The 25,618-nt window shown below is 50.3% G+C and carries 25 protein-coding genes; 17 read left to right on the forward strand and 8 right to left on the reverse strand.

Annotated features, from left to right (window positions below; translation table 11 throughout):
* Nucleotides 1-348 precede the first annotated feature (348 nt).
* A complete protein-coding gene (locus FYJ45_RS23535) occupies nt 349-1,401 on the forward strand; it encodes a LacI family DNA-binding transcriptional regulator (protein ID WP_154467470.1) in 1,053 nt (350 codons plus the stop codon).
* Between the two features lie 625 nt (nt 1,402-2,026).
* Here FYJ45_RS23535 and FYJ45_RS23540 read toward each other — a convergent pair.
* The 3 genes from FYJ45_RS23540 to FYJ45_RS23550 all read right to left on the reverse strand — a co-directional run bounded on the left by FYJ45_RS23540 (nt 2,027) and on the right by FYJ45_RS23550 (nt 3,917).
* Entirely contained in the window at nt 2,027-2,857 is an 831-nt protein-coding gene (locus tag FYJ45_RS23540) for an Mrp/NBP35 family ATP-binding protein (RefSeq protein WP_154467471.1), read from the reverse strand.
* Between the two features lie 153 nt (nt 2,858-3,010).
* The gene (locus FYJ45_RS23545; RefSeq protein ID WP_154467472.1) at nt 3,011-3,391 is read right to left on the reverse strand and encodes a desulfoferrodoxin family protein; all 381 of its coding nucleotides are present in this window, start codon (nt 3,389-3,391) and stop codon (nt 3,011-3,013) included.
* A gap of 109 nt (nt 3,392-3,500) precedes the next feature.
* Nucleotides 3,501-3,917 (reverse strand): DUF134 domain-containing protein, encoded by a 417-nt coding sequence (locus FYJ45_RS23550; RefSeq protein WP_154467473.1) that lies wholly within the window; start codon nt 3,915-3,917, stop codon nt 3,501-3,503.
* A gap of 495 nt (nt 3,918-4,412) precedes the next feature.
* Between FYJ45_RS23550 and FYJ45_RS23555 the strand changes: the two genes are divergently transcribed.
* The 4 genes from FYJ45_RS23555 (at nt 4,413) to FYJ45_RS23570 (ending at nt 7,927) form a co-directional block, all read left to right on the forward strand.
* On the forward strand, nt 4,413-4,568 hold the full coding sequence (locus tag FYJ45_RS23555; protein WP_154467474.1) for a hypothetical protein: 156 nt from the start codon (nt 4,413-4,415) through the stop codon (nt 4,566-4,568).
* A complete protein-coding gene (locus tag FYJ45_RS23560; protein WP_154467475.1) occupies nt 4,561-5,346 on the forward strand; it encodes a nucleotidyltransferase domain-containing protein in 786 nt (261 codons plus the stop codon). Before FYJ45_RS23555 ends, FYJ45_RS23560 begins: the two co-directional genes overlap by 8 nt.
* A gap of 213 nt (nt 5,347-5,559) precedes the next feature.
* Nucleotides 5,560-6,846: a glycoside hydrolase family 125 protein gene (locus FYJ45_RS23565; RefSeq protein ID WP_154467476.1), complete on the forward strand. Its 1,287-nt coding sequence runs from the start codon at nt 5,560-5,562 to the stop codon at nt 6,844-6,846.
* A 31-nt stretch (nt 6,847-6,877) separates the two neighbouring features.
* Complete coding sequence (locus FYJ45_RS23570) at nt 6,878-7,927, forward strand: CehA/McbA family metallohydrolase domain-containing protein (protein ID WP_154467477.1); 1,050 nt, start codon at nt 6,878-6,880, stop codon at nt 7,925-7,927.
* A gap of 362 nt (nt 7,928-8,289) precedes the next feature.
* Here the strand turns inward: FYJ45_RS23570 and FYJ45_RS31110 are convergent, their stop codons facing one another.
* The 3 genes from FYJ45_RS31110 to FYJ45_RS31115 form a co-directional block, all read right to left on the reverse strand.
* Nucleotides 8,290-8,466: a hypothetical protein gene (locus FYJ45_RS31110; protein WP_235930983.1), complete on the reverse strand. Its 177-nt coding sequence runs from the start codon at nt 8,464-8,466 to the stop codon at nt 8,290-8,292.
* A gap of 9 nt (nt 8,467-8,475) precedes the next feature.
* The gene (locus FYJ45_RS31525; RefSeq protein ID WP_268890970.1) at nt 8,476-8,610 is read right to left on the reverse strand and encodes a hypothetical protein; all 135 of its coding nucleotides are present in this window, start codon (nt 8,608-8,610) and stop codon (nt 8,476-8,478) included.
* 129 nt (nt 8,611-8,739) lie between these two features.
* On the reverse strand, nt 8,740-9,129 hold the full coding sequence (locus FYJ45_RS31115) for a sulfatase-like hydrolase/transferase (protein WP_235930984.1): 390 nt from the start codon (nt 9,127-9,129) through the stop codon (nt 8,740-8,742).
* A gap of 488 nt (nt 9,130-9,617) precedes the next feature.
* On the opposite strand from FYJ45_RS31115, the gene FYJ45_RS23580 reads away from it, so the two are divergent.
* The 8 genes from FYJ45_RS23580 to FYJ45_RS23615 all read left to right on the forward strand — a co-directional run bounded on the left by FYJ45_RS23580 (nt 9,618) and on the right by FYJ45_RS23615 (nt 22,038).
* Nucleotides 9,618-10,562, forward strand: a complete 945-nt coding sequence (locus FYJ45_RS23580) for an ABC transporter permease (RefSeq protein WP_154467478.1) — start codon at nt 9,618-9,620, stop codon at nt 10,560-10,562.
* An 11-nt stretch (nt 10,563-10,573) separates the two neighbouring features.
* Nucleotides 10,574-11,518: a carbohydrate ABC transporter permease gene (locus FYJ45_RS23585; protein ID WP_154467479.1), complete on the forward strand. Its 945-nt coding sequence runs from the start codon at nt 10,574-10,576 to the stop codon at nt 11,516-11,518.
* Between the two features lie 76 nt (nt 11,519-11,594).
* Nucleotides 11,595-13,130, forward strand: a complete 1,536-nt coding sequence (locus FYJ45_RS23590; protein WP_154467480.1) for an ABC transporter substrate-binding protein — start codon at nt 11,595-11,597, stop codon at nt 13,128-13,130.
* Nucleotides 13,131-13,502: 372 nt separating this feature from the next.
* The gene (locus tag FYJ45_RS23595; RefSeq protein WP_195841951.1) at nt 13,503-15,227 is read left to right on the forward strand and encodes a sensor histidine kinase; all 1,725 of its coding nucleotides are present in this window, start codon (nt 13,503-13,505) and stop codon (nt 15,225-15,227) included.
* Nucleotides 15,215-15,973, forward strand: coding sequence for a response regulator transcription factor (locus FYJ45_RS23600; protein WP_025488998.1), 759 nt, complete (start codon nt 15,215-15,217; stop codon nt 15,971-15,973). Before FYJ45_RS23595 ends, FYJ45_RS23600 begins: the two co-directional genes overlap by 13 nt.
* Before the next feature lie 77 nt (nt 15,974-16,050).
* On the forward strand, nt 16,051-17,532 hold the full coding sequence (locus FYJ45_RS23605) for a sulfatase (protein ID WP_154467482.1): 1,482 nt from the start codon (nt 16,051-16,053) through the stop codon (nt 17,530-17,532).
* Between the two features lie 94 nt (nt 17,533-17,626).
* Nucleotides 17,627-19,495, forward strand: coding sequence for a glycoside hydrolase family 20 zincin-like fold domain-containing protein (locus FYJ45_RS23610; RefSeq protein WP_154467483.1), 1,869 nt, complete (start codon nt 17,627-17,629; stop codon nt 19,493-19,495).
* Nucleotides 19,489-22,038 carry a beta-mannosidase gene (locus FYJ45_RS23615; RefSeq protein WP_154467484.1) on the forward strand — a complete coding sequence of 850 codons (2,550 nt, stop codon included), beginning with the start codon at nt 19,489-19,491 and terminating at the stop codon, nt 22,036-22,038. The genes FYJ45_RS23610 and FYJ45_RS23615 overlap by 7 nt, the downstream gene beginning before the upstream one ends.
* Before the next feature lie 583 nt (nt 22,039-22,621).
* Here FYJ45_RS23615 and FYJ45_RS23620 read toward each other — a convergent pair.
* Entirely contained in the window at nt 22,622-23,290 is a 669-nt protein-coding gene (locus FYJ45_RS23620; RefSeq protein WP_154467485.1) for a helix-turn-helix domain-containing protein, read from the reverse strand.
* Nucleotides 23,291-23,429: 139 nt separating this feature from the next.
* On the opposite strand from FYJ45_RS23620, the gene FYJ45_RS23625 reads away from it, so the two are divergent.
* From FYJ45_RS23625 to FYJ45_RS23640, 4 genes are all read left to right on the forward strand, one after another.
* A complete protein-coding gene (locus FYJ45_RS23625) occupies nt 23,430-23,618 on the forward strand; it encodes a helix-turn-helix domain-containing protein (RefSeq protein ID WP_102288605.1) in 189 nt (62 codons plus the stop codon).
* Between the two features lie 131 nt (nt 23,619-23,749).
* Entirely contained in the window at nt 23,750-24,109 is a 360-nt protein-coding gene (locus tag FYJ45_RS23630) for a NifB/NifX family molybdenum-iron cluster-binding protein (RefSeq protein WP_025489000.1), read from the forward strand.
* A 112-nt stretch (nt 24,110-24,221) separates the two neighbouring features.
* Nucleotides 24,222-24,383, forward strand: a complete 162-nt coding sequence (gene rd / locus FYJ45_RS23635; RefSeq protein WP_025489001.1) for a rubredoxin — start codon at nt 24,222-24,224, stop codon at nt 24,381-24,383.
* 56 nt (nt 24,384-24,439) lie between these two features.
* Nucleotides 24,440-24,844: a bacteriohemerythrin gene (locus FYJ45_RS23640; protein WP_154467486.1), complete on the forward strand. Its 405-nt coding sequence runs from the start codon at nt 24,440-24,442 to the stop codon at nt 24,842-24,844.
* 107 nt (nt 24,845-24,951) lie between these two features.
* Here the strand turns inward: FYJ45_RS23640 and FYJ45_RS23645 are convergent, their stop codons facing one another.
* On the reverse strand, nt 24,952-25,599 hold the full coding sequence (locus FYJ45_RS23645) for an IbrB-like domain-containing protein (RefSeq protein WP_154467487.1): 648 nt from the start codon (nt 25,597-25,599) through the stop codon (nt 24,952-24,954).
* Nucleotides 25,600-25,618 lie beyond the last annotated feature (19 nt).

Below are 25,618 nucleotides of genomic sequence, written 5' to 3' on the forward strand. Positions count from 1 at the left end.
TGAATTACATTTTAAAATCCCATGGCAATGGGTTTATTAAGGTTACCCTTTTTTACATCAGCTGCTTGAAAAAAACTTTGTAAACATTTTTCATTTTACCTATTGACATTTCTTAGCTGGACTTTTTCTCTGGTATAGTTTTGCTGTAACTGTATTGCTGCCTCACAATTACGTTTTGCCTGCGTATATTTGAAAAAACTTCCCGGCGCTCTGCCGTGGTGGCAGAAATGGCTAAAATCCGCCGCTGAAGTTTGTTAATTAGTATTCCTGTAAATGCTTGAAAATATTTAAAAATACGGTACAATATTATTATAAATAAAATTTATAAATTTAGTGAGGGGAAGAATCGTGGCAATTAAATCTAAAGAACTGGCCGGAATGCTTGGCGTTTCCACTGCGACGATGTCACTGGTACTGAATCATAAGCCCGGAATCAGTGATGAACTGCGCAGCTCTCTTCTGGCGAGAATTCAGGAGATGGGATACGGGTATATGATCAAGGAGGAACCGCAGGAGCTGCAGGAAGGAAGCCCGGCTCCTATGAAGAATATCGCTTATCTTGTCATGTCCGATTATCAGGATGAGGGGGATGAGGCGGCTTTTTTCCCTCCCGTTATTGAGGGGGCGGAGAGGGAAGCGAGACATCTGGGCTATCATTTTTCCATTATCCATATGTATGATGAAAAGGGCAGCCGGCTCCGGGACAGCATAAGAAGGGAAGAATATGCGGGAATGCTCGTATATGCCGACGTGATGAGCCAGGAGTTGAAGAAAGAGCTGGATGCCATGGATATTCCCTATGTGATGCTGGACTGCTATGATCCGTTTGTGAAAGCCAGCTCCGTGACGGTAAACAGCCAGCAGGGCATTTATACCGCCGTACGTTACCTTCAGGAGAAGGGCCACCGGGAAATCGGCTATGTGGCCACCGGAACTGCGCGCAGCTCGCTGCTGGAGAGACGGCGTTATTTTCATTATGCCATGGAGGATCTGGGACTGCAGCTGAACAGGGAGCATGATATTGTCACAAACTGCCGGGGAGCGAAGGCGCAGGAGTATCTGGAGCTGCTGTGGAAGGGCGGGGTGAAGCCGCCCACAGCGCTGCTTGTGGAAAATGATGTGCTGGCGATTCCCGTATACCGCGCCCTGAAAAGTGCCGGCTACCGGGTGCCGGAGGATGTGTCGGTCATCGGCTTTGACGGGCGGAGCATATGCAGCATCATGGAACCCACGCTTACCACCATGCGGATTCCGCGCAGGCTGCTGGGCAGGAGCCTGATCATGCTGCTTCATAATAAAATCGATATGAAGGCCCGTTCCATGGAGGATATTCCCGTCCGTCTGGAAATCAACGCGGAGCTGGTGGAAATGGAAAGCGTGTGTCCGGTGACATGGAAATAATGGGAAGGCCTGTGTCCGGTGCGGCGGCAGTTGAAGCATCATAAAGAAATATATGGGTTTAATTTGTAAATTAAATTTAGATAATTTATATTTTATATAAAAATTTATAAAAAATGTTTGACAAATTTATAAATATGTATTATGATATACCTAAGTTGAAAAGTCATCAACCCACAAAATTCGCTGGTGCGGCTTCGGCTGCGCCAGCACCCCCCCCTTAAAGATTTATAAGTAAATACCTTCGGTATTCCATGCCGGGTTTTTGATAGCCGCAGTGTCAGGCATATAATCCATGGAATTCAGATGAAGACGTTTATACCATTGAGTGGTGTAAGCGCCTTTTTTGCTTTGCGGAAAAGTCCGGCATGATCCTCCTGCGAAAGCTTTTTTTCCTGTCGCTGTCCATCCATGATGAGAAAATGTGCGGGCGGACAGTAACGTTTTGTGAAATGGGTAAAAAAATGACAGTTACCGTAATCTTTGGTAAGCTGTCATTTTTACAGGCCGCGCAGAGCCTGATTATGTTTACAGGCAGACGGCATTTTGAAATCTTTTATACTTAATAAGCGGGACGGTCAATGGCGTGACAGTCCGGCCGCAGGCTGAATTGTTACGCCATTGTTATTTAATTACAGATTTTTTCAAGAGAAGCGGAAAGCTCTGCAAGCCAGGGCGCGTCCACCGCTTCGATTTCCCCTTTGTCACAGGCGGAGGCAATTGCAGGGTCGATGGGCAGCTTGGATACGGAGACAATTCCGTGTCTTGCGGCGATTTCATCGATATGGCTTTCGCCGAAAATACTGTGCCTGCTCTTGCAGTCGGGACATTCAAAATAGGACATGTTTTCCACAATGCCGAGAACGGGGATATTCATCATTTCAGCCATTTTAACAGCCTTTTCAACGATGACGGAAACAAGCTCCTGAGGGGAGGTCACCACGATGATGCCCTTTAAGGGGAGGGACTGGAATACGGTCAGAGGAACGTCACCGGTTCCGGGAGGCATGTCCACAAACATATAATCCACATTTTCCCAGATAACGTCGGTCCAGAACTGGCTGACTGCACCCGCAATGATGGGGCCGCGCCACAGCACGGGATCCGTATCATTGTCCAGCAGCAGGTTGATGGACATGACATCAATTCCACCGCGGGATTTCACAGGGATAAGCCCCATTTCGTTGGCGTATGCTTTTTCGTGGATGCCGAAGGCTTTGGGGATGGAGGGGCCTGTGATATCCGCATCAATGACTGCGGAATGGTATCCCTTCTTCTGCATGGAAGAAGCCAGCAGGGAAGTCACCAGGGATTTTCCCACGCCGCCCTTGCCGCTGACTACGGCGATTACATTTTTGATGCTGGACATTTCGTGAGGGGCCTGAAGCATGCTTTTCGGGTCCCTGTCCTTGCAGGTTTCCCCGCAGGACGAACAATCGTGATTGCAGTTTTCACTCATTTTTAATGATTCCTTTCACATGTACTTGTCTATTTTACCATGAGCCTGAGCGGCTTACGATATCGGATGGGAAACCACCATAAAGCTCACAAAGCATAAAGCGTTGTGAGCTTATGAATAGAAGGCTGATTAAGGTATAAGCTTAAGGGTATGTTATAATTCGGTTTTCCACAGGCCGTGCAGATTGCAGTATGCATATACGGCCACGGGCTTAACGCCGGCGGTATGGAAGACTGCTTCGGGAGCTTCGCCGGGAGAGAGTGCCTTACGGCTGCCGCCGTTTTCCAGCTCCAGGTAAATCCATTCAATGTGATGTTCTTCCAGCATGGGGTGAACGGCGCTGCCTACCTGTATTTTTACGGTGTCGCCTTCAACGGTAACGGCAGGAACGTGCTTTTCCAGGCTGGCGTCAACAGTGTTGGCCTTAAGCTCTTCCATGGGTTCTCCGCAGCAGATAACGGGAACGCCCGCATCATGAATCATTTCCACCTGGTTGCCGCAGTGTCTGCAGATAAAAAATTTTACATTACTCATAATTATGTTCTCCCTGTTTCTCCGTTATACAACGGAATCCTTTGGTTATGCCGGTATCGGGCTGTGTATCGTTCCGGCGCCGGCCGGGCGGGTCAAATGTTTACGGTATTCAGTTGGTTTGCTTACGCGGCGGCATTTGACCGGCACTGGTTACTTGTTTCTGAGAATCTTTATTCGGGGAATTCTGGCTGCAGCCTTTGCGCCTCCGGCATTCAGCGGCGGGGCAGCAGCCGTTTCCGTCACAGAGCCGGAAGGTGCCTCCTTGGATATGGAGCAGCTTTCCGTTCACGAGGGAATCCGCCATCTTCCTGCGTGCTTCATTATAAATCATCTGAACGGTGGAGCGGGCGATGGTCATCCGTTCCGCGCATTCCTCCTGGGTACAGCCCTTCAAATCTATCAGGCGGATACATTCATATTCGTCAACAGTCATAAATATGACTTCTGTTTCCGTGCTGTTCAGGGGCCCGAAGGTACATGACTTGGGCAGGCAGCAGACGTTTCGTTCCTTGATGGGACGCGGCATAACTTCACCTCATGTTTCCGGCTTGTGTAATTGGCATATGCTGTTTACATGTTTCATTATACATGTTTTCAGGAAGATGTCAATAGGGAAATAATAATTGTTACTATTTCTGGTTTGTACAATGGGGGTGGTTGCCTGCCGCTGTGGGTATTGCGCCCGGGGAGGGGCCGGTCCTGTGTTCTGAGGGGAGGGGGGAGCCACAGGGGTATTCCTGAATCCAGTTTCAAAAACGGGGTGTTTCTAACCGTCCGGGTGCACCGGTATTTTGCCAGCGTGGCTGAACTCCTCGATCAGCGACTTCGTCGGCTGCTCTCGTCCAGCGACTTTAGTCGCTTGCGCCACTAAGGGCGGCAGAATACCGCTCCTCCGGGGCGGTAAGAAATATCACCGTTTTTTCGGATGGATTCGGGAATATCCCCTGCGGCTCCCCCTCCCCTCAGAACGCAGGACCGGCCTCTCCCCGGGCGCAATACCCACAGCGGCAGGCGGCGTAGGTTGTGGATAAAAAGAGAAAGGGAAAAATATAAAAAATTAAAAAGTGGGGTATTGAAAGCGGGAGGGGTATCATTTATAGTGGGGGTGACGGGTATTTTTTTAACCGTATATATGAATAAAATAAGAAGGATTGAGGAGAGGAACGGGTATGTATAAGCATCATGAGGAGTCACTGAAGATACTGGAGGATATGTTCCGGGGGAGGGATGAGGTGATTGCGTTGGTTTTCGGCGGTTCTGTGGCTAAGGGGGTGGAACGGGTTGATTCGGATCTGGATGCCATGGTTATTGTGACGCCGGAGTATTTTGAGGAGTGTATGAGAAAGAACCGGACGGCGGAGTGTCTTTTTGGGTGTACGTATGAGGGCGGTTATTTCGATATTAAGTATATGACGAAGGAGTATCTGGTGCAGGCGGCGGAGAAGGGCAGTGAGCCTACGAGGAATTCTTTTGTGAAGTCGAGGGTGCTTTTTTCCAGTGATCCGGAGATTGAGGGGATTGTGGCAAGGATTCCTGTATTTCAGGAAAGGGAGCGGGAGGAGAAGCTGCTTTCTTTTTACAGTGATCTGCAGCTGAATTATAATTATTTCTGGAAGTGTTGTAAGCCGGATGGGTATATGAAGATCCGGACGGCGAGTGAGATTGTTTATGCGTTGTATCGGCTGGTGCTGCAGGAGAACAGGGTGTTGTTCCCGTCTAACCGCAGGCTGGAGGATACGGTGGCGGGTGTGGAGAACAAGCCGGAGGGATTGGTGGAGAACTGCAGGGAGTTCTGTGAGACTATGGATTCTGAGCTTCTGGACAGGATCGTGGAGAGCTATCATGAGTGGACGGGCTATGATTATCCCAGGGATAATAATATCTGCTGTTCTCAGTATTGTTTGGACTTTGAAAAATGGTGGCTTTATCCCAGGCCGTTGGTTGGGGAATGGTAAGCCGGGGCGGTATGTCCTGCTGTGGTGTAAAAGCTGGGGATAAACTATTATTTTTGATATGTAAAATGAGGTTTGTGTGATAGGATAAGCTTTTGGTTTGTGGTAATATGGCAGTGTTGTGCCGGCGCCCGGGCTTGAGAAGCGAGAGGCTGAAGGGGCGGCGGTATTGGAGCAGAGGGCCGGGGAACCGGCGCAAAGAAGGAGGAAGCCAGGATGGAGAAGATGCTGCCTGAAGCATTGCTTAAACTGATTAAGAGGGTGGAGGAGAATTTCCCGGAGGATCCGAAGATGGTGCAGCTGTTTGTGAACTGTTTTACCAATACGCTGGATACTACGGTGAAGAGGCTGCCTGACAAAACTACATATATTATTACGGGGGATATTCCGGCCATGTGGCTGCGTGACAGCGTGGCGCAGATACGGCCTTATCTGATGGCTGCCGGCGAGGAAGGCGATATCGCGGATATGCTGGTGGGGCTGGTGAAAAAGCAGTTTTTCTATGTAAATCTGGATCCGTATGCGAATGCGTTTAACCAGGAGGCCAACGGGAACTGCTGGGAGCATGATGAGACGGATATGGGGCCCTGGATCTGGGAGAGGAAATATGAGCTGGATTCTCTGTGTTATCCCATCCAGCTTTCTTATCTGGTATGGAAAAATACGGGGCGGACGGATCAGTTTGACGAGACGTTTGTAAAGGGTGTGCGAAGGATCCTCAAGGTGTGGCGTACGGAGCAGCATCATGAGGAAGAATCGCCCTACAGGTTTGTGAGGAAGGGCTGTTATTTTACGGACACGCTTTCCAGGAACGGGAAGGGCGCGTTGGTGAAGTCCGGGACTGGGCTGATCTGGTCGGGTTTCCGTCCCAGCGATGATGCCTGTACATATGGTTATCTGATTCCTTCCAATATGTTTGCATCGGTGGTGCTTGGTTATCTGGCAGAAATTGCCGGGGAGGTCCTGAAGGATGAGGAGCTGGCGGCAGAGGCTGAGAGCTTCCGGCAGGAGGTCAGGAATGCCATAGAGACGCTCGCCGTGATTAAAAATGAGTATTACGGAAGAATTTATGCGTATGAAACGGATGGCTACGGGCAGTATCTGCTGATGGATGATGCCAATGTGCCGAGTCTCCTGGCCATGGAGTATCTGGGCTATGAGGGCGACAGGGAAGTGATGGAGAACACGAGGCGTTTTATCCTGAGTGAGGGAAATCCTTATTATTTCAAGGGAAAAGCGGCGGCCGGAATCGGCAGTCCACATGTGCCTCCTTATTATATCTGGCATATAGGGCTGGCAATCCAGGGGCTGACGGAGGCGTCGAGGGAAGAAAAGCTGCGTCTGCTGCAGCTGATGCGTGATACGGACGGCGGCAAGGGAATGATGCACGAGGGCTTCCATGTGGATGATCCTTCCAAATATACGAGAGAATGGTTTTCCTGGGCCAATGCGGTATTCTGCGAGCTTGTGCTGGATTACTGTCAGATCAGGGTGAAAAAATAGCCGGTAAGGGCGGAAAAAAGGAGTGCAGGGCATGGGAACATTTTATTTATTGCCGGAAAAGGGAAATTTTTACAAAGCGAATCTGCATTGCCATACGGTGGTTTCGGATGGGGCGCTGACGCCGGAGCAGGTGAAGGAGGCGTATCAGAAGGAAGGGTATTCTATTGTGGCCTTTACGGATCACAGGCAGTACTGTAAGCATGAGGAGCTGGATGATGACAGGTTTTTGAGTATCGCCGCTTTTGAGGCGGATATCAATCAGTTCAGCGCCCATGAGAACGCCTGGCCCACGCTTAAGGTGTATCATTTTAATTTTTATGATAAGTACCCGGAGCGGCGGGAGAAGGAAGAAAATATTGCGCTTCCTTTAAAACGTTATAGTGATACGGAGTACATCAACGGCTATATTGAGCTGATGAAGGCAGAGGGCTTCCTTTGCTGCTATAATCATCCTTACTGGTCGCTGCAGACCTATGAGGATTATAAGGATTTACGCGGGCTGTGGGCGATGGAAATCTATAATCACGGCTGTGAGCATGACGGGCTGTATGGCTTCAACCCTCAGTCCTATGATGAAATGCTGCGCACAGGCCAGCGAATTTATACGGTGGCGACCGATGATAACCATAACAGCTTTCCCTTTGATTCGCCGCTGTGTGATTCCTTCGGCGGCTTTACTATGGTGAAGGCGGAGAAGCTGGAATACGGCGCGGTGATGGAAGCCCTGGAAAAGGGAGATTTCTATTTTTCCATGGGGCCGGAGATTAAGGAGGCTTATATCCGTGACAGGAAGCTGGTGGTAAAGACCTCTCCTGTGGAAAAAATCTTCGTTATCCAGGAAGGGCGGAATTGTTATAAGAAGCTGGCCGGCAGAGGTGAGACAATTACGGAAGCGGAATTTGAGTTATCCGGAAGGGAAGGCTATATCCGTGTGGAGATCCGTGATGGAAAGGGTATGTACGCGGGCACGAGCGCTTACTGGATGGACGAAATACCCGCCGGCGCGATGACGGAATCAAAGACCTCGCTGCAAGCAACGAGGTATCAAACTTGCAACGCTGCAGAGCAGCGGGGTATTTGACCCTCGCGGCAGTCGCCAAATATCCATGCAAGCATGGATAGCTCGTTGCTCGCGGGAATAAACGGGCGGATGCAGTGCGGCGAACGGCAGCCGCCGGATATAAGCCCGGACAAATATGCAACTGAACTTCAGACAGAAAAAACGACAGCTAAGTAAGGCAGATATAACCGTCCGGCAGGTATTTGTACCCGCCGGGACGGTATTTAATGTGCGCCGGACGCACAAAAAAAGTCTCCGGCCGCTTCCCCTGCTGACGGAGGAAGGGCCGGAGGCTTTTTTTTACAACGGAAATGTCCGGGAGCTGCCTGCAAAATGGAGAAGGCGGCAGGCCGGAAGCGTGCCGGCCGGATGGCTGGTTTAGTTCAGTGAAAGGTATCCACCGAGTAATCATGGTAGTGGAAGCCGAACCAGCGTCCAGGCATATCACCGGGGAAGCGGGGCGGCCGGGTGGTATGGAAGCGCAGGGCGGACGGATCGCAGCAGGCATTGTCCGCATTTTTTTCCAGAACTTCAGGGGTGGTTTCGGCGGTATGCTTCAACAGGAGCCGCTACAGTTCATTCTTTTTTTCCTGCCATGCAGGATCTGCGGAGAGGTCGTTGCGCTCCATAGGGTCTGAATTCAGATCGAAGAGCAGGGTATGGTCCCCGCAGGTGGTGTATACCAGCTTGATCCGGTCCTTCATGACGCAGAAGTTGGTGTGCAGGCTGTCTCCATAAAAAACACGGTCCTTTGGCAGCTTTTCCGGCGCCAGGAGGCTGCGGCCGGTGATGCCCTCCGGAGGCGTGACGCCCGCCAGCTCAAGGATGGTGGGCTATATATCGGCAATTTCCGTCAGGCTGTCCACAGTCAGGTTGTGGGGGATGCCGTTTCCTGCGGGCGGGACAATGAGCAGCGGCACATGGGCCGAGCCTTCAAAGAACAGGTTTTTCTGGGACATGTGGTGATCCCCCAGCATTTCCCCATGATCGGAGGTGAAAATGATCCAGGTGTTCCGGAACAGATCGTTTTCCCGCATGGTGCCGAAAAGGCGGCCCAAGGCATAGTCGATTTGGGTGATGCAGGCATAATAGGCCCGTCTTGATGCTTCCAGCTGCCTGGGACCGAACAGATGCATGTTCGTATTTTCATAAGCGCCTGCCAGGAAGCCCTGGGGCGTCCCGGCAAGGTCGCGGGACCAGCCGCCGTAAACAGGCTCGGGCATGGGAATATTTTCATAAAGGCTCCAGAAGTCCCGGCAGGAATCCAAGTGGAGGGGGCAGCAACAAATTCCCGGGGAAGGCCGCGTTTCTTATAATCAGTATAGGCGGGCGGGGAGGAGAATGTCTATATCAGAAACGTTAGATAGGGTACTAAAAAAGTTACACAAATTAAAGATAAGGAAAATAGGGGATTATTCTATAATCATTGTGCAATGTGTATAAAAATGTGAAGGCAAATTTTAAATTTGACATATTGTTTTTAGACTGCTATATAAGAAATGTTAGATAGTAATGGCGAAATGCATAGTTTATAATTAATTCATAAAGCGGCCGGAAGTAAGGAACTTAATAGTTCCCCAGCAGAAGAATGAGGCGTACGCGTTTCCGGCGGCTGTTTTCCGGCAGGCCGGCTGACGGGAAACGGGAGGACGGCGGACTTTCGGTCAGACCCCTTTGAACGCCGTCAAGCAAATAGAAAGGGAGGTTTCACATGGCTGCAAAGGATGTAACGAAAAAAAAGAAAAGACGCTGGACACGTGATGATACGGAGCTTACTGTACTGGCGCTCCCCACGACTATCTGGTATTTCCTGTTCGCATTTATGCCGATGTTCGGTATTATTATTGCATTTAAGGATTACAAGATTAAGGGAGGGTTCCTGCAAAGTATTATTCAGAGCGACTGGATTGGTTTTCAAAATTTTAAATTCCTGTTTTCCGCAGGAGACATCTGGATTATCCTTCGAAACACAATTCTGTATAATATCGCGTTTATCATACTCAATATTGTTGTTCCCGTAACGATGGCACTGCTCATCGGGCAGCTGCATAACAAGAAAATGGCCAAGGTTTATCAGACGGCAATGTTCATGCCCTATTTCCTTTCCTGGGTTGTTGTAACCGCGCTGATTTGGGCGTTCTTAAGCTTTGACAAGGGACTGCTTAACAGCCTTCTGGAGTCTATGGGCAAGGATCCGCATCAGTGGTATATGGAACCGAAGCTGTGGCCGCCGTTTTTGATTTTCATGTATATGTGGAAGAATCTGGGCTACAGCATGGTAGTTTATCTTGCCACAATTACGGGGATTGACAAGACCTATTATGAAGCGGCCGGCATAGACGGCGCTACCGTGTGGCAGCAGATGAGATATGTAACGCTTCCGCTGATGAAGACAGTTATTATCATGATGTTCATCATGGCGGTGGGACGTATTTTCTACTCCGATTTCGGCCTGTTCTATCAGGTGCCCCGTGATTCCAATTCTCTGTATAATGTTTCCTATACATTGGATGTATTCGTATTCAAGCAGCTGAAATCATCTACCACGGGCATGGCCTCCGCAGCCGCGTTTGTGCAGTCGGTGGCGGGCTGTATCACCATTCTGGCAGCCAATGCCATTGTGCGTAAGGTTGACCGCGAAAGCGCTATGATTTAAGGAGGTGCCTCATGGCTGAAACTATCAAAAAGAAAAGAAAAAATGAGCCGGACGGATTCGACCGCTTCAACAGGGTGTCCAATACGGCCAATGTTCTGCTGAATCTAATGTTCCTCCTGATGGCGCTGGTATGTATTATTCCCGTTTTGCTTGTTATTGCCATCTCTCTGTCCGCAGAGGCTTCCATTACGGATTACGGATACCATCTTATTCCGAAGATCGTATCCTTTGAAGGATATTCCTATCTGGCAACACAGAGCACGCTGATCATCAGGGCGCTGAGCGTTTCCCTTTTCGTCACCATATTCGGTACGGTGCTGGGAATCCTGCTCACCACGCTGATGGGATATGTGCTTTCCCGTCCCGGCTATAAGCTGAACGGTTTTCTCACAATGGTGGTGTTTATCCCCATGGTATTCAACGGAGGCCTGGTATCCACCTACTTTATCACCTCCCAGCTGCTGGGTCTGAAGGATACGGTGTGGGCGCTGATACTGCCGCTGGCCGTCTCTTCTTTCAATGTAGTTATCTGCAGGACCTTTTTCAAAACCACGGTTCCTGAGGAGCTGATTGAATCGGCCAAGATGGACGGGGCAAGGCAGTTTACCATATTTTTCAAAATTGTCCTTCCCATTTCCCTGCCGGTGCTTGCAACAATCGGGCTGTTCCTCTGCTTTGCATACTGGAATGACTGGTACCAGTCCATGCTGTATATCGATGACCAGCGTCTGTATTCCCTGCAGGCTCTGCTGAACGCTATCATGACGAATGTGAATATGCTGGCCCAGAATGCGGCAACTCTGGGGGCGAGCATGGCGGATACAGTGGCGAACATGCCCAAGGAAGCGGCCCGTATGGCTATTGTGGTGGTTATCGTATTGCCCATCGCATGTGCCTACCCGTTCTTCCAGAAGTATTTCATTTCCGGTCTTACGGTCGGCGCGGTAAAAGGCTGATCACAGATAATTTTATGTTATCATCCCGGCGGCAAGGGCCGCCGGCTGATATAAATCAAACTTTAAGGAGGTTACTATGAAAAAGAACACGATTCAGAAACTATTGGCTATCGGTCTTTCCTGTATACTCAGTGTTGGTATGCTGGCAGGCTGCGGTTCCAAAACAGAATCCGGCGCCGGTGCGGCAACGGGGGAAGCAGGCGGGGCTGAGTCTACACCTGCGGCAGAGAGCACTGCGGATACAAGCGCTTCCACAGATAAAGCAAGCGGCGATATCCCCACCCTGATCTGGTGGACGGTGGGCGGCACTACTCCCAGCGACTATCAGGACAGTCTGGTGAAGATTAATGAATATCTGGTGGAAAAGCTGGGGGTTAAAATTGATATTAAGGTGGCAGGCTGGGGCGATTATGACCAGAAGATGAATACCATTGTCAATTCCGGGGAGTATTTCGACCTGATGTTTACCAATAATACCAACTACAGTAAATTCGTTAACCTGGGCGCATTTGAAAACCTGACCGATATGGTGCAGACCGCAGCTCCGGATCTTTACAGCTTTATTCCCGAGGAACTGTGGAACGGCGTGAAAATTGGCGGAAACGTATATGGTGTGCCCAGCTACAAGGATTCCTCCATTACCCAGTTTTGGTATTTTGATGACCAGTATGTACAGAAATACAACATCGACCTGGATTCCATCAAGACCATGCAGGATCTGGACGCTCCCTTCCGTGCGATGAAGGAAGGCGAAGGAAAGAGCTTCTATCCTTTACAGATGGCACAGGGCAGTCCGTTCAACGGATTTTTCAATGAATATGACGGACTTACCGCAGGCCTTCAGCCCATCGGCGTTAAAATCGATGATGAAACCCGTACCGTAGTCTGCACGCTGGAACAGCAGGATATCATGGATAACCTGAAGCTGCTGCATCAGTGGTATATGGATGGAATCGTGAATCCCGATGCAAACGTACTGACAGAGGTTCCCAAGAAGCTTCCGTTCTCCTCCGCACAGGGCTGGCCGAGCGCGGCAGCTACCTGGCAGACACTCAACGGCGTGGAGAAATATGATGTATTTAAGGTATTCGGACCTCTGTATTCCACAGAAACCATCCAGGGTTCCATGAACGCTGTTTCCGTGAACTCCAAATACAAGGAAGAATGTCTGAAGGTTCTTGAACTGGTGAACAGCGATCCTAAATTCCGCGATATGCTGGCTTACGGCGTGGAAGGCGATACCTTTGAATATGTGAGCGACGGCGTGATTAAGAAACTCAGGGACGATTGGCCGCTGGCTGCGTACACACAGGGCACCTTCTTTAATATGTCCATTACGGAGGATGCGGATCCTCAGCAGTGGGAGCAGGTAAGAAAGCAGAACGAGGAAGCAGCTTCCTCCGTATGTCTTGGTTTTGCACTGGATATCACAAATATCCAGAACGAAGTTTCAAACTGTCAGGCAGTTTGGGACAAATATAAATATGATATGCTGACAGGCGCCTCAGATCCGGAAACAACCGTTCCGAAATGTCTGGAAGAATTAAAGAATTCCGGTCTGGACACCATCATCGGAGAAGCACAGAAGCAGATTAATGAGTTCTTTAAATAAAGTGAAATCGTGCACTTGCGGTGATCTTTAGAAACAAGCCTCCCCGGCGTGAAGTTCGGACTCCCAACGTTCACGGCGGGGAGGTTTGTTTTGATTCAGCCCCGGAGGCGGTGATTTGTTTTCCGCAGATGTTGGGCAAGATGCCGGATTTGCATGCGGGCATTGAAGCCTGCCGGGGAAAATGTGACAAAACGTTTGAAAGTATAACCTTTTCTTGTGGGCGGAAGTTTTTGACAGTATAATGGTAGTGGCGGTAAAGAAAAGAACTGTAAGCGGAAAGAAGCAAATCAGGGAGAGCGGGAAGAAAAGGGAGCCGGGATGAGGAAGCATAGTATTTCTTTTTTAAAGATAAAGGTATACAGGCGGAAATTTTTGGGGAATGCGGTGGCGATTCTCGTATTGTGTATGCTGTGTTTCCTGGGCGTTTCGGTTTTTTTCACCACGATTTGGGCGGCGCAGCAGCGGCAGGAGGCACAGGATACTTTTTCTGTGGTGGAGAAGAAAATCGGCACGGTGAAGGATCAGCTCAATGAATATATTGAGAGCTGCTATGCCAGCCGGAAGATGATGCAGGATGCGAGGGCTTTGTTTACGGCGGAGACGGAGGCCGGATATGTGCATAAGAGGCTGGGGAACAGTAAGTCCTCTTCCGCGCAGATAGCTTATATGCCGGGAGATATGAAGAAGCTGTTTGTTAACAGAAGGATTCAGGTGAGAGGCGTTACCTTTGTTTCCGGGGAGGGGACCAAGGCGGTATGGCTGGATCGGGTTTCCGGGGATATCCATGTTACCTTTGGCCTGAAATCGGAAGAGGAGGCAATGAAAATTCCGGGATTCGGCAATATGATGCTGTCTTCTTTTGAAATACGGGATCCGGATTCCATCAGCAGGCAGCTGGGTACCATTACCTTCTGGGTGGATCGGGAGGAGCTGCTTCGGGGAGTGAGCCTTTCGGGGGCCTGGGCTGTTATGCAGGGGGAAAAGGTGCTTCATGCGGATTACGGGCAGGGAAAGGAGATGAAGTGGCTCAGGGCTGCGGCGAATATGGAGGAAAGCCAGGGCTGGTTCTATGGGAACAGGTATGAGCGTATTTTTTATACGGTGTTTCCTTCCAGCCAGTATGATTTTTCCTATATTTCGGTGATTAACAGTAATACGATCTGGGATTTGAACAGAAGGACCCTGATTGCAACAAGCCTTGTTCTCGTTATCCTGGCGGGGGGCGCCCTGCTGGTTTCCTTCCTTGGCATACGCAATGACGCCCGGTTCCTTTCCAATATCATGCAGATGCTGGGGGCTATGGAAAATGGTGATTTTTCTGTGGCGAAGAATCTGGATATCCACGAGGAGAATAAAAATGAATACGGAAGGATCGCGATTGCCCTTAAGGATGTGAGCCAGAAGCTGGAGGGCTATATCAGGACGGAATACATACTGAAGCTGAAGCAGCAGGAGGCGGCCATGCGCGCCCTGAAGCATCAGATCAACCCGCATTTTTTGTATAATACGCTGGAAAGCATACGCTCCAAGGCGCTGATGTGGGGGGATGAGGAGACTGCGGAGGCGATTACCCAGCTGGGGACGCTTTACCGTATGATAGTCCACTGTCCGGATGTGATCAGCATGAAGGAGGAAGTGGAGCTGCTGGAGATGTATCTGCGGATTATGTCGCTTCGGTTTGCGGGAAATTTCGTTTACCAGCTGGAGGTGGAAAAGGAGGCGGAAGAGGTACGTACGCTGAGCTTCTGGCTGCAGCCTCTGGCGGAGAATTTTTTTACCCACGGCTTTGACAGGGACTCGGAATTCAATCTGCTGATCCTGGAGATAAAGCCTGAGGGCGGGGGCGTCAGGGTGCTGATGGCGGACAACGGCCTGGGAATTGTCCCGGAACGGCTGGAGGCCACAAGGAAAAATATGTATGAGGGAAGCGATGATCCGGATGCGGATATCGGGCTTCGGAACGTATATATGAGGCTGAAATATTTTTATGGAGAGAATTTTACTATGGAAATCGGGAATAACCCGGAGGGAGGGGCGCGTATTTCCGTCTTTATTCCGACACAGGCAGGAAAGGAGGGGAACTGTTGTATACATTAGTGATTGTGGATGATGAACCGAATATTCTGGAAGGCATCAAGCGTCTTCTGGACTGGAAAAGCCTGGGCTTCGGCAGGATTGAGACGGCCCGGAGTTCCATGGAGGTGATGTCGCACATCCTTGACTGGAGGCCGGATATCTGCCTGATGGATGTGTGTATCGGAAACGATAAGGGATATGAGGTGATCAACTGCCTGAATAACCTGGGGGTGCATTCCAATTATGTGATGATGAGCGGCTATGATGAATTCAGCTATGCCTGCGAGGCCATCCGCTGCGGCGCGCTGGACTACCTGCTCAAGCCGGTGGAAAAAAAGAAGCTTCTTGAGGTTGTGAAAAAAATAATCGTGGAGAGGCTTCACGGAACGCTTCCGGAAGAGGATGAAAAAAAGAACTGTGATCCGGTGCTGAATATGGACTATGGCGCCATGTCGCCGCTAATCCACAAAATTGTCATGATGGTGAGGGTTGAATATGGCGGCCGCATTTCACTGAAAAGCATTGCTGACAAATTCAAGATGAATTCCACCTATCTGGGTCAGATTTTTATTAAGGAAACGGGGATGAAATTTTCGGAATATCTCATGTGCTACCGCCTCTATGTGGCGAAGGAAAGAATCCTGAATTCCGATGAAAAAATCGCGGTGATTGCGGCGGATGTGGGTTATTCCAACATGAATTATTTTTACCAGCATTTTCACAGCTATTATAATACCACGCCCTCGGATATGCGGGCGAAACGGTAGGCCGTACTGTGAAGGGACAAACAGCTGGAAATTAACCTGATTATTCGAAGACACAATGAGAAAAGGGAGAAAATGCAATGAGAGTAATAATGTTTGATATTGATACCCTGCGGGCGGATCATATGGGCTGTTACGGGTACGGCAGGGATACCACGCCGGTGATGGACAGCGTGGCGGAGGAGGGCGTCTGCTTTGACCGCTATTATTGTCCCAACGCGCCCTGCCTGCCTTCCCGGGCATCGCTGATTTCCGGGCAGTACGGCATCCATAACGGAATCGTGGGACACGGCGGCACAGCGGCGGATATGCGTCTGCAGGGGGAAAGCAGGGGCTTTACGGATCTGATGTCGGAGAACGGGCTGTTCATGCAGTTTCGGCGGGCAGGCTTTCATACGGCGTCCTTTTCCACCTTTGCGGAGCGCCATTCGGCCTGGTGGTTCAACGCTGGCTTTCATGAATGCTTCAATGTGGGGAACCGGGGAGGGGAATCCGCGGAAATGGTGACGCCCCATGTGCTGGACTGGCTGGAAAGAAATGGGGAGGAGGATAACTGGATGCTGCATGTGCATTACTGGGATCCCCATACTCCTTACCGCACGCCTGCGGATTATGAGAGCCATTTCCAGGGGACGCCGCTGCCGGACGACTGGATTACCGATGATATTTTCAGGGAGCACCTGCTTCATATCGGTCCTCACTGCGCCAATGAAATCAATATGTGGAATGACGATACCTTCCCTCAGTGGCCCAAGCATCCGGGCAGGCTGGAGGACAGGGAGGCGGCGAAGCATCTGATTGATCTGTATGACGACGGGGTTCGCTATACGGACGACAATATCGGAATGGTTCTGGATTTTCTGAAGTCCCATGGGCTTTATGATGAAAATCTGGCAATCATTATCACGGCGGATCACGGAGAGGATCTGGGCGAGTTCGGCGTATACGGAGAACATGGCATGGCGGACGAGCCGGTATGCCGGATTCCCATGATCATCCGCTGGCCCGGCGTGGAGGGCGGAAAACGGGTGACGGGCTTCCATGATAATGTGGATCTGCTGCCTACCATACAGGAGCTTCTGGGGACACAGACCTTTGGAAATTACCGTTATGACGGCGTTTCCTTTGCGGCCGCGCTGCGGGAGGGGAAGGACTGCTCCAGGCCCTGTGAGGTGCTGACCCAGTGCGCCCATGTGTGCCAGAGAAGCGTGCGCTTTGACAACTATATTTATATCCGTACGGTGCACGGCGGTTATCATCTGCTTCCGGATGAAATGCTCTTTGATCTTGAGACGGATCCCCATGAGCAGCATAACCTGGCAGAGGAGCGTCCTGATCTGTGTGCCCGCGGGGCCAGGATGATACTGGACTGGAATGATGAAATGATGAAAACCTCAGCCTATGATGCGGATCCCATGTGGACCGTCATGCGCGAGGGAGGGCCGGAGCACTGCCGGGGCCATCTGGAGGCTTATCTGGACCGTCTGGCAGGCACGCCGAGGGAATACGGCATTCCTTTGCTGAAAGAAAAATATAGTTACTGGTCACGGAGTGAACAGTAACAAAATATAAGGAGCTGAGACCCGGCGGTTTGGCCGCGTTTACAAAGCTTTCCGAAAACAATACAAAAATCATACGAGCAAAAGGAGAGGGAACATGTATCTGATACCGCAACCCAAAAACATCGAATTTGGAGAACCGGACAGCCATTTTACGCTGTCCTATGAAAGCTATGTGGTGCTGGAGCCGTCCTGCGGCGAAAAGCTGACCGCCCAGGCAAAGCTGGCTGTGGAGGCGCTGAAGGAGGAGCTGGGCTTTGCCCCTGCGCTGACCAGAGGGACGGGCCGCCCGGGCGATGTGATTCTGTCGCAGTCGGAGGCGATGGCGCCTCAAAGCTACCGGCTCACTGTAGATGAAAAAAATGTGTGTATTACAGGCGGGGAGGCCGGCGTATGGTATGGCTGCCAGACCCTGCTGCAGATGGCTGCGCAGTGCGGGGCCGTGCTTCCTGCCATTACCATTGAGGACGAGCCGGACATCCCCAACAGAGGGTTTTACCATGACATTACCAGAGGACGGGTGCCGAAGATGTCCTTCCTGAAAAAAATGGCCGATAAAATGGCGTATTATAAAATGAACCAGCTGCAGCTGTATATTGAGCACACCTTCCTGTTCCGTGATTTCAGTGAAATCTGGCGGGATGATACGCCGCTGACCGCCGCTGAAATCCTGGAGCTGGATCGGTACTGCGCCGAGAGGGGGATAGAGCTGGTGCCTTCCCTTTCCTGCTTCGGCCATCTGTACAAGGTGCTCAGCTCCCAGGGCTACTCCTATCTGTGCGAGCTGGAGGATTCGGAGAAAATGCCTTTTTCCCTGCGGGGGAGGATGCACCATCACACCATTAATGTGACGGATCCGGAAAGCCTGGAATTTATCAAGGGCAAAATCGCGGAGTTCATGCCTCTTTTTACTTCAAAGCAGTTTAACATCTGTGCGGACGAAACCTTTGATCTGGGAAAAGGAAAGAGCAGGGAAGCGGCCCGGGAAAAGGGCGTGGATCGGATCTACATTGATTTCGTAAAGGCGCTCTGCGAATTCCTGGTGGAGAACGGCAGGCGTCCCATGTTCTGGGGCGATGTCATCTGCGGTTTTCCTGAGATGATAAAGGAGCTTCCCGAAGAAACCGTGTGCCTGAACTGGGGCTATGCAAAGTATCAGCGCGAGGAGGAAACGAAATGGCTGGCTGATGCGGGAGCGGTGCAGTATTCCTGTCCGGGCGCCTGCGGCTGGAACCAGTTTGTTTATCTGATTGAAAATTCCTATGAAAATATTAAGCGGATGTGCACCTATGCCGTAAAATACCATTCCATCGGCTTGCTGAATACGGACTGGGGCGATTTCCTGCATGTGAACCATCCGGAATTCGGCATTGTGGGCATGATATACGGCGCGGCTTTTTCCTGGAATACACAGATCCCTGAATTTGAGCAGATCAACCGTCAGATTTCCCTGCTGGAATTCCGTGACCGGGAAGAAAAATTCGTGGGTATTATCGCGTCGGCCGCAAACCAGAGCGCTTTTGGCTGGGAGACGGCAATCCGTTTCCGGGAGCTGGGTGTGGCTGAATTTGCAGAGGATCACAAAGCCTATATTGCGCAGCAGCTGGATCTGCTTGACAATGCGGAGGAAAAGAACCGGAACCTGGAGGAAATCAAGGGGGCGGTCTATGAAAGCATTGCCCGCATGGACAGCCGTACCAAAGGGCTGGTGAAGCCTTATCTGACTGCCATGGACGCCATCCGGCTGTTCAATGAGCTGGGCAGGGTGATAGCGTCCAGGGCTTATGGCAAAAACTATGACAGCCTTCCCGATGCCTGGAAGCTGGCGGAGGAGCTGGAAAACTGGCTGTATCACTATAAGGAAGTTTACCGCAGCGTAAGCCGGGAATCCGAGCTGTCCCGCATTCAGGAGATTATCGTCTGGTACGCAGATTATCTGCGCGGAAAGGAGAATCTGGGATGTTAGAACAGACGTTACATACAGGCTGGACTATGCGCCGTGCGGGAGAACAGGAATGGCTGCCTGCCTCCGTGCCCGGAAGCGTATATGGGGACCTGCTGGCAAACGGCAGGATGGAGGATCCGTTCTGGAAGGACAATGAGGACAAGGCCCTTTCCCTGATGGAATATGATTATGAGTATGTCACACAGTTTGACTGCCCGGAAGAAATCCGGGAGTCAGACCGGGCGCTTCTGCATTTTGACGGCCTGGACACCATTGCCGATGTATACCTGAACGGGGAACACCTGGGGAATGCGTACAGTATGCACCGCATCTGGGAATATGATGTGAAGGGAAAAGTCAGGCCCGCAGATAATGAGCTGAAGGTGGTTCTGCATTCCCCCACAAAATTCATCCGCCAGGCCTTCCGGGAATGCCGTACTCTGGGAAATGACGATACGCTGGAAGGATTTGTCCATATCAGGAAGGCACATTATATGTTCGGCTGGGACTGGGGCGCACATCTGCCGGATGCGGGAATTTTCCGGCCTGTCATCCTGCTTGGCTTAGACAGGGGAAGAATTGACAATGTACTGATCCTGCAGGAGCATGAACGCGTGCCGGAAGCGGACAGCGATGCCGCCATTGCGGCGCTTGGCAACCGTTCCGTCAGCGGGGTGGTCCTGAAGCTTCAGGTGACGGAGGAAACTGCGGGCGTCACTGATGGGGTACCGAAGCTGATGGATGTGACCGGGGGCCGGTTATTCTGCGGCTGCGGCCAGCATATGAGCTATACGGTGGAAATCACGGCGCCTGACGGGACAAAACGCGTTATCGAAAATTCGCCCTCCGAAATCCGGATTGAAAATCCGCGTCTGTGGTGGCCGAACGGCTACGGCGCGCAGGATCTGTATACCGTAAAGGTGATCCTGTATTCCGACGGCCGGGAAATCGACAGCTGGGAAAAACGCATCGGCCTGCGTACCATGGCCATGCGCAGAAAGAAGGACGAATGGGGCGAGTGCTTTGCCCATGAGGTGAACGGCGTGGCGGTGTTTGCCATGGGAGGCGATTATATCCCGGAGGATAACCTGTTAGGCAGGGTGACGCCGGAAACCACCGCGAAGCTGCTTAAAAAAGCCCGGTTTGCCAACTACAACGCCATCCGCGTATGGGGAGGCGGCTATTATCCCAGCGACTGGTTCTACGACCTCTGTGATGAAATGGGACTGATGGTCTGGCAGGATTTCATGTTCGCCTGCGCCGTATATGAGCTGACGCCCGCCTTTGAGGCCAACATCCGTCAGGAATTTATTGAAAACGTAAAAAGGATCCGCCATCATGCCTCCCTGGGGCTGTGGTGCGGAAACAATGAAATGGAGCAGTTCGTGTTTGAGAAAAACAGCTGGCTGACCAAGGCCAGCGAGGTGCGTGACTACTTCCTCATGTTTGAGCGCATTATTCCGGAGATTGTCCATACCTATGATCCCCAGGCCTTTTACTGGCCCGCCAGCCCTTCCTCCGGCGGCTGCCTGGACGAGCCCAACGATCCGAACAGAGGGGACGTGCATTACTGGGCGGTATGGCACGGCAACCGGCCGTTTTCCGAGTACCGGAAATATTTCTTCCGTTATGCCTCGGAGTTTGGCTTCCAGGCGTTCCCGTCCCTGAAAACCATCGAAACCTTCACGGACGATCCTGAGGATTACAACGCTTTTTCATACATCTGTGAAAAACACCAGCGGCAGTATGGGGCCAACGGTAAAATCATGGGCTATATGCAGCAGACCTATAAATATCCTTCGGATTTCGACACCTTTATTTATGCTTCACAGCTTCTCCAGGCGGATGCCATCCGTTACGGCGTGGAGCATTTCCGCCGTTACCGGGGCCGCTGTATGGGCGCGATTTACTGGCAGCTCAACGACTGCTGGCCGGTGGTGTCCTGGTCCAGCGTGGACTATACGGGAAGGCTGAAGGCGCTGCATTATTATGCCAGACGCTTTTTCGCCCCCGTCCTCCTTTCCTGTGAGGAACAGGGCATGATGAGCGCCGAAGCCAACATGAACCGGGAGCATTTTGAGTTTGAGAAATCCATCCGCCTGAACGTGGCCAACGAGACGATGCAGGAGGCGCAGGTCACGGTAAGGTGGGCTTTGCGTAATCCCAAAGCCGAAATCCTTGAGGGAGGCGAAGAAAACCTTTCGGTGCCTGCCCTTACAAGCGTATGGCTGGATAAGGTGCTTTATCCGCAAGCGGAGCTTCGCACCAATTACGTAAGCTATGAAATGGAAATGGACGGACAGATCGTTTCCGACGGCACGGTTAATTTCTCATATCCCAAGTATTTTTGCTATGAGAATCCGCAGCTGTCCTGTGCGATAGCAGGGGATGAAATCACCGTTACGGCGCAGGCGTACGCGAAGAGCGTGGAAATCCGCAATGAAGAGGATAATCTGGTGCTTTCGGACAACTTCTTCGACATGAATGCGGGAACGAAGACCGTGAAGATTCTGGAAGGAAATACGGAGGGTATCCGGCTGAGAAGTGTATATGACATCAGATAAAAATGAGAACTGATGCCCGGGGACAATTTTCAGACATGTTCCAGGGGCAAAGAGAGGGACGGATGCGGCGGCGCGTCCGTCCTTTTCTTACTTTGCCGGAATGCAGAGAGCACAGTTCCTATTATGGCCGGACGATGGCGGTGAGCTGTTCGTCCAATGATTTATAGCAGCCAAAGGGCAGAGGCGGCTCAATGCAAATCAATGCGAATAAATTCAAGAAAAAAATGTTCAGAAAAAATGGGTGAAAAATGAGCAAAAAGAGTCCGCGGCGTACTGGCCGCGGGATTTTTTTGCCTTTTTTCTTTTTGCCGGGGGAGTGTACTTTGGTAGAGAGAATAATGAAGGAAGGGAGCCGTAGGGATGAAATATATCCCTTAAAATGGAAGGGAGCCGCAGGTATGAAAAACACCCTATAAAAAGGGAGGAAGCCAGTACCCTGCTGGTACTGGCTTGAGTTATGAAAAAGAGTATCTATATTGAAAAAGCGTTATTGGCTTTCCATGGTTATAGGATACCCTATAATTGTGACCTTTTTGTGTTAAACAATTGAAGAAATTGTGAAGTAAAACGAAATAATTTTGGATCATTTCAGGACGGATGAGGAAATGGATTTCATTCGCGCATATTGTGAGGCATTCAGGGCAACCTTGCCCAGGACCTGAATGCGGTCAGGAGAAAACCTTGAAATATGCAGCGTCGGATATTCGGAATTAAATGGATAAAGTTCTACTTTATCGACAAAAAGTTTTATTTTCCTGCATACCGTCTCCTCCTGCACCAAAAAAATACCGATTTCCTCAGAAACCAGCTCTGTAAAGGGGATGATATCAATTAATTCGTGCATACGGATAACCGGTTCCATACTGTCGTCATCAGCATACAGCGTATAGGCTACTGATCTGTTGTATACGATATGGAAATCAGGTATGGCAGCTTCTTCATGGGAAATCGGGAAATTTTTAACGGAACTGACGACAGGAATGTTACATGGCACTTTTTCCCCGTTTTGAGACGTTTTTTTGTAACGGTAAATTTCCGGATTTTCTGTACGACCCAAAAGATAATCAACAGAACAGGATAGGAAATCGGCTATTTTTGCAAGTGTGTCTGCTTTAACCATGGAACCTCGGGAAAGCATGGAGGATATAGTGTTTTTGTTCAGCCCTGATTCCATAAGCATGTCTTTCTGCTGCAGATTTTTTTCTTTCAAAAGTTTATTAATTCGTTCGGCTACATTGGCGGGTTCGTACATGAGATGCTCCTTTAATAGTTTTATTTATCCAACAAATGTAATACCAAATATTTACAATCCACCAATTGTGGGATATACTATTATCGTGGTAATATATAAATATATTACCACAGTAATAAAGGGGAAAGAAGGGAAAATTATGTCTGTAGGTGAAAATATCAAGAAAAGGCGGGAGGCAAAGGGACTCAGCCAGGCCGAGCTTGCCGGAGCAATTGGGGTAGGGCAGTCTTATTTATCCCAGATTGAGAGAGGAACGAAGACAGCGTCAATACAGCTTGGAAAACAGATTGCGGAAATTCTGGAATGTACGCTGGATGAGCTGGCTTAAGGACAACTCTGATACCCACTGTCACATAAGAAGCGGATGCAAAAACGGCAGACGCAGGCTTGAAAGGAACTTTCAAATTACTGATTGATACAGTATCACAGGCAAGACTGCGATATGCAGGAGGTATGAGGATGAAAATAGCTGTAGCAAGTACCGGCAGCCATGTAGCCAGGCATTTTGCGCTATGCGAAAGCTTTCATATTTATATGGTTTACGGCGGAAAGATAATGAAGGAAACGGATATCCCGAATCCCGGCCTGCGTCCTGCCATGCTGCCGGAATTTCTTGAAAAGCAGAAGGTGAATGCAGTCATCTGCGGTGGGATGGGCGGCCGGACGGAAGAGCTTTGCCGGGAAAAAGGAATTGCCACACAGGCAGGGGTTATAGGTGACACACGCACTGCCGCGTTGGATTATTTGAAGAAGCTCCGTAATGACGGGGCGTTAGAAGAGAACATAAATACTGCCTGTATCCAGGATGAGCTGATTTAAAAAAAAAATTGCTGCGTTTGAAACGGACAGATTGTAATATAACCTTCTTTTTGTTATAATAATTTATATTGTGGTTAAAATATTATAACTAAGAAAGGAACAGGTGATTAAAATGAAAAAGTATGTTTGTGATGTATGTGGATATATCTATGATCCTGAACTTGGAGATCCGGACAACGGAATCAATCCCGGCACAGCTTTTGAAGATCTTCCCGAGGATTGGTTATGCCCGCTGTGCAGTGTCGGCAAGGATCAGTTTTCCGTAACCGAGTAATCTGGAGGAGGCCGGGAGAGGGGAACGTATTGCCCGGAGAATTGGGAGGTAAGGATATGGCAATTGTTTTTAATGATACGCTGAGAACGGGAAATGACCTGATTGACAGCCAGCACCAGGAACTGATTGCAAGGGTCAACAAGCTGACCGAAGATTGCAGGGTGGGAACGGAGAAGCTGGTTGCTGTTCAGACTTTGGGATTTTTGATGGATTATACCAATGTTCATTTTGCAGATGAGGAAAAGCTTCAGGCAGACAACGAGTATCCGCTGCTGGAAGCGCATAAGGTACAGCATGCTTCCTTTGTAAAGGCCGTGAACGAGCTGAAGGATATGCTGGACGAGGAGGAAGGCCCCAGCGAAGCTTTTGTAGAGGCTGTAAAGAAGAACATTGTGGAATGGCTGCTGAATCATATCTGTGTATGGGATAAGCAGGTGGCCCAGTTCATTAAAGAAAAATAAGAGAATAAGATGCGGCGTCAGCGCCGTGGTAAAAAGGCGGTATCCGGTGAATGGTATTTCACGGAGGCCGCCTTTTTGTCGTGATGCGCTTCTTTGGATAATGCAGGCTACTCTTCCTGATAATATTTCTTTTCAAATTCCTCCCAGGACCTGCTGAATTCATGGTTCATGAAGGCTTCCTTCAGCCCGGTGATCTGTTTTAACCGGATGACCTCATCCAGATTCATGCCCAGCTCCCGGCAGATTCTTTCGTCGGGCCAGCCGGAGCGGGTGAGAACCATGACAATCGCGCTCATGGGGCGGATGCCGTGGGTCCCGCGGGCGCGGTTATGGCGGATGGTGGCGGCGATACGCTGGTCGAGGGGCTTGTTCAGGGTGGTGACGGGAAGGTAGCCGTGGACGCGCTGCTGGATGTCGGGATATTCCCGGGCCACCCGGTTGCGGTGGAAGCCGTCCACGATTTCACGGCTTCCGTTTCTCATGTCATAGGTTACGATGGGCATGGTGTAGCCGTCCTCCCGGATACTGGTGTGCAGAAGGGTCATTTCGGGAGAAGCCACGTGGTTGGGGTTGTATTCGTTGGCCTGCACATTTTCCTGCCTGACCCAGAGCACGCAGTCGGTAGGCTCTTCCTGAAAAGGGCTGACCTGGGAGATTCCCTTCCTGATTTTGTTGATCGCTTCCACCTTTTCGGAAAAATCATCAATGGAGGTGATGTATTCCTGCAGTTCGTTTATGAGTTGATTCAAATCCATTTGTGTTTCCTCTTTTGTT

This window comes from Eisenbergiella porci (genome assembly GCF_009696275.1).
GTDB classification, from domain to species: domain Bacteria; phylum Bacillota; class Clostridia; order Lachnospirales; family Lachnospiraceae; genus Eisenbergiella; species Eisenbergiella porci.